A 4,723-nucleotide genomic window follows, 5' to 3' on the forward strand; every position below is an offset into this window, starting at 1 on the left:
TGTCTTTGTTTGAGTGCTTTTCAAAAATCCGTTCATTGTGCTTATATGCGCCACCCAAATTCCCAACTTTCATTTTCTGCATTCTCGCAACCATGTAGCTCATAACTTTTACCTCCTCAGGTGGGTCATTCGAGTAGCGAATGACAGACGAGCCGGCAAGCCTATTGCTCGTCTATTGTGATAACATTCTAGCTAGAATTTTAGCACAAATTTCGGCTAACTTCCATGTAAAGTATAACGCACTATACTTTACTTCGTAAAAGTGCGTTCTCCGAAGGCTCTTGCAGAGAGCTAGTCCGCCCACTTTATGCCAGGGCGAACTACAAAAAAAGCCCTCGAATCGCAAGGGCATTTTTTGAAAAATTGGGCGACTTCGATAAGTCCCCCAAAGTCATTTTTTCAAAATGACAGTCGGACGGCTTCGCTATTGTCCGACCAAAAAATCAAAGTAAACATAGTTGAGAAAATTATCTCCATAGGAAACATTGATACTATCAACTCCACACATCCTACATAGACAGTTTCCATTATATTTTTTAATATTCTTCAAAACTATATCTTATACAAATTATTTAATCTTTCTAACTCTAATACATTCATACATACTTCTACTCCAGTAACTCCCCCCTTACTATGAATAACCCCACAAGAAAACACAATCCTCTCCTTACTCAAAATATTTGACAACACTACTAATGATTCTAAAATATAATCCTTTATAATAATAAAACTATTATTTTCATCCTTAGCAAACTCTATAAATCCAATATCCTTACACCTATCACCAAGATGAAACCTAAGTGATTTCAAAAAATAATCAAAAAAAACATCACCCTTCATAGAAAACCCTTTCATTTTTTAAAATATTCTGATATAATCATACAAAAAATAAAGGAGAACTACCATGAAAAAACTTATTTTATTTATAACTACCTTTCTCACTCTTCTTTCATTTACTGTTACAACATATGCCGAAACTCCAAAAGCAAACCAAATCACCCCATATTCTACTGCAACTGGAAATGGTGGAGTTTCCAAAATAGAAATTTATGATAACCGAAGTAGAGCATGGTGGTACGCACGACCTTATACTAAAAGCTCTTATCAATTCTCTGGAGGAGTTCGTATTACATTAACAAATGGCCGTACCTTATATTACCCGGTAAGCGGTCAAGGTAGGGCAGGACAATCAGTTAGTGGTTCAATATATGTAAGCGGAAAAATAAAAAGAGTAACTTTTACAGGTGTAGCTTACGGCCCTGGTGGAATACAAATAGCACTTCCTCAATCAGAAACAAATAATTACAGTAGTGGTGGTTCAGGGATGAGCATACCGAACCCTGAAATTCTATACGAAGAATAATTCACTAACAAGAAAGAGACTGGGACAAAATTGTCCCAGTCTCTTTAAATTTCATCAACATCGAGCTGCTTTTTCATCTCAATAGCATCTTTTTACTCATAAATTAGATATAAACAAGTGTTTTCCATGACAGTTACAACCATTTGAACCATACTTAGATTTTTGAACAGTGCTTAATCTAAAAAATCATAAATATCTGTCTGTCGACTTCTTTCTTCAGCTTGCTTGATTATCTCTGCAGTTGGTACTTGTCGATTATCAGTAATCTGCATTTCATAGCCTATGACCTTTCGGCCATTTTTAACTACGTTTAGATAAACATCTACCCCTAATTTTTTCTCTAGCTCTTCTGCCCCAACTTTCAGACAGTTCCTTGCAAAGATTGCAGGGGGCATTCTTCTCTCTTCCCCTAAAAACCAATCTTGCCAATCGTCTAAATCTCCTTGAATGGTTGTGACACGTTGATTTTTAAAGCGATTTGCTTCCCACAATTTCATCAAAATAATGGCATACTTTGATTTGATTTGAGCTAACTCTGCCAATTTGAACGAGAAGAACTGGCTACGTAAAGCAAATACGTAAGGCGCAGCATCTTCTGAAAAGATAAATTCCACTTCGCCATTAGCTAAGAATTTAATTTTTCTAAATAACTGGGTCATCAATATCCCTTTAACGCCATTCTCAACGATTGGCAGATATAACGCAGTGTTTTCGTTTAGGGCTTTAAAGCCACGTGCCACACGCTCATAGTTTTTCCCTGAAGCGTTCAATCCAAAGTGCTTCAGCACCTCTTTTGCATTTGTCGTAAATGTATCTGTTGCAGTGCTTTCTTTGGTCACATAGCTAAAACAATAGTCCAGTAGCTTATGTTCAAAGGCTTTTAAATTCCCAAAGGCTTTGGCTAGGTCATTCGCTTGTACTACTAGATAATCTTGTCTAGACATCAAGCCCTCAAACGCATTTTCTGACTTCCCTTTTTTCATGGCTTAACCTCACGTACTTTTTTGTCATAAATGATTATATAATATTACATGACAAACTTCAAGTAATTTATTACTTTTTTGTCATGTATCACGTACTTTTTTGTCATGTATCACGTACTTTTTTGTCATGTATCACGTACTTTTTTGTCATGTATCACGTACTTTTTTGTCACTTATCTCCTCGCAAACCCTTGATAATACTGACTTTTTGACACCCCCAAAGTATATATAAAGTAAGTTATAAAGTAAGTATGAAAGTAACTCCTTTAGAAAAAATCCTTCATTTTTTTTTAATTTTTCAAAAAAAAAAGACCCTATCGGGCCAATCTCTTAAAAATGCATCCGGGGTCTTTACAGCTCGAAGCTGAAGGCAGTCCCACACCCGACACAAAATAGTGCCCTTTGAGCTATCCGTTTCCAGTTGCCCGACCTATAAAGAGATTCACGCCACCGACCGTATCGCTGAGGCGCCTCAATTTGATTATATCACAAATGTCTATTTTTGACACCCATTATAAAACTATGTTATAATTTAATCAACAACAAGAGTAGTGAGTTCATCACGCTAAACGAAAAGCACCCTGTCCGCCAAGACTTAGGGTGCTTTTTTGCGCTAGCTACAACACACTAGCGTTCGTGAAAAGTGACACTATTTCTCGTTGTCATCGAAGCGCTTTTCAATCCACTTCATCCCATAGGCTTTCCCCAACTCGTACGCTAAGGGCAACACTACTCGGACAACAACAAGAAGAGTAATGAGTTCTAACAAGCTAAACACCTCCTTTCGAAGGCTTAGTGCCAGAATATTGCTATTATACCATGTCCGCTTGCTTTATTCCATGGTCTATTTGACAACAAGGAACCTAGGTCGTTAGTCTTTGGTTTGTCGGTCAGCTGAACAAAGTTCAGACTGAACCGCCTTAACCAGTCTAACTTGACCTAGCTTATTGTCAAATAGCTTTCACGGCATAAATCGCTCAGATACTCCGCCCTTTTGTAGGCTCATGTCTTTTCCTAGACAGTTCTCGTGTCTCTCTTAAGTTTTCTAAACGCTTATTGAGGCTGGTTACTTCTTTTTCTGTTATGACTTCAGAAAGGTCATCTAAGAGATTTTTAGAAACTTTCAACTCCCTGTTTTCTAGCTTTAATGCTTTGTTTTCAGTCTCTAATTGCTGATTTTTCCATTCTGCATGAGATAGGCTATTTTCAAGCCTACTCTTTGCTTCTTTCATGCCTGCTAGTGCATTTCTAAGTAACTCATTTTGATTGACCGCCTGCTCCAGCTTCTCTACAACATCAGACACAAACGTCTTCAGTCGTCCAACAAAATCCGAAGTAAAATTAAAGCCATCGCCAAACAGTTTAGGAGTAGCATTTTCTAATTCTTCCTGCAACTCTTTGGCAACTCGACGTCTATCTAAATCTCTATACGAAATTTTCGATAAGTTACTTGATTGTTCCACCAAAAGTTGCGTTTTTTCTCTATGAGCTCTCTCCAGACGAACCACATCATCGCTCAGACGCTTAGAATCGCTTTTTAACCCCTTTATTTCCTCCTGACGACTATTTACCTCAGAATTTAACTCAGATAGCTCTGAGAGCCTCTCAGAAGCCTCAGAATCGATTTTACCGTATTCGTCAATCTTTTTCTCAAGGACACCCTCTAAACGTCCTAAATCTGCCCTTAAATCGTTTCTATGAGTGTCTAGCCATTTGAAACGCTCTTCCAACGTCGCTTCTCGGATGTTAAATGTCACGTCTGAATCTGCAAACAAAGAACCTATGTCCTCATAATCTTGAATTTCTGACATTGTTGCAGGTCTACGTTCTTCCGTATGCCAATATTTTGGCGCTCCTAAATCTAGCAATTCCTGATTAAGAGCTTCACGCCCCATTTTTTCCTTGTAGTCCGCCACACTCAAATGCTGTTCTTTGCTATCTCGCTTTCCACGTTGCAACTCAAAACCATGCTCATTCATGTACTTTGGCAAATCTTCCTGAATATGCTTTAGCTCCTCACGGTTAAACATAACCTTTGATGACAGCTTACCATTTCTCATTGGCACAATCCCTAAGTGCATGTGTGGGGTACTCTCATCAAGATGTACACTGGCATAAGCAACGTTGGTTTCTCCGTAATTCTCCGCGAAGTAGTTTTTAGCCGTTTCAAAAAATTTTCTCGTCTGCTCCTGGCCCAACTTTTCAAAAAAATCTTTATCTGACGTAATAATCCATTCATCACACAAAACAGCGTCTTTCCGTATCCCACGTTTAGAACTCTTGTTCTCGTTCACATAGTCCTTAATTTGCCGTTCATACGACACAGAGCGGTCACGATCCGTCAACTCATAGTTGAGGTGTGACCTGCTCGTGTCGA

General features: G+C 38.3%; 5 protein-coding genes. 1 reads left to right on the forward strand and 4 read right to left on the reverse strand.

Going from position 1 to position 4,723, the window contains the following annotated elements:
- Together HT678_RS00130 and HT678_RS00135 are read right to left on the reverse strand one after the other, a co-directional pair.
- The coding region (locus HT678_RS00130) for a plasmid recombination protein (RefSeq protein ID WP_172924497.1) at window positions 1-103 on the reverse strand (103 nt) is incomplete at its 3' end.
- A gap of 449 nt (window positions 104-552) precedes the next feature.
- Entirely contained in the window at window positions 553-840 is a 288-nt protein-coding gene (locus HT678_RS00135) for a hypothetical protein (RefSeq protein WP_078373521.1), read from the reverse strand.
- 64 nt (window positions 841-904) lie between these two features.
- On the opposite strand from HT678_RS00135, the gene HT678_RS00140 reads away from it, so the two are divergent.
- The gene (locus HT678_RS00140) at window positions 905-1,363 is read left to right on the forward strand and encodes a hypothetical protein (RefSeq protein WP_000733562.1); all 459 of its coding nucleotides are present in this window, start codon (window positions 905-907) and stop codon (window positions 1,361-1,363) included.
- Window positions 1,364-1,536: 173 nt separating this feature from the next.
- Here the strand turns inward: HT678_RS00140 and HT678_RS00145 are convergent, their stop codons facing one another.
- Together HT678_RS00145 and mobV are read right to left on the reverse strand one after the other, a co-directional pair.
- Complete coding sequence (locus HT678_RS00145) at window positions 1,537-2,346, reverse strand: replication initiation protein (protein WP_000715517.1); 810 nt, start codon at window positions 2,344-2,346, stop codon at window positions 1,537-1,539.
- A 977-nt stretch (window positions 2,347-3,323) separates the two neighbouring features.
- Window positions 3,324-4,723: MobV family relaxase (gene mobV, locus HT678_RS00150; protein WP_172924498.1), on the reverse strand; the 1,400-nt coding region annotated here is incomplete at its 5' end.

This window comes from Streptococcus sp. 3167, from assembly GCF_013277175.1.
Lineage (GTDB): Bacteria > Bacillota > Bacilli > Lactobacillales > Streptococcaceae > Streptococcus > Streptococcus pseudopneumoniae.

Coding starts and splice junctions, on each gene's coding strand:
- HT678_RS00140 (WP_000733562.1), top strand. CDS start 905: ATGAAAAAACTTATTTTATTTATAACTACCTTTCTCACTCTTCTTTCA.
- HT678_RS00145 (WP_000715517.1), bottom strand. CDS start 2,346: ATGAAAAAAGGGAAGTCAGAAAATGCGTTTGAGGGCTTGATGTCTAGA.
- HT678_RS00135 (WP_078373521.1), bottom strand. CDS start 840: ATGAAGGGTGATGTTTTTTTTGATTATTTTTTGAAATCACTTAGGTTT.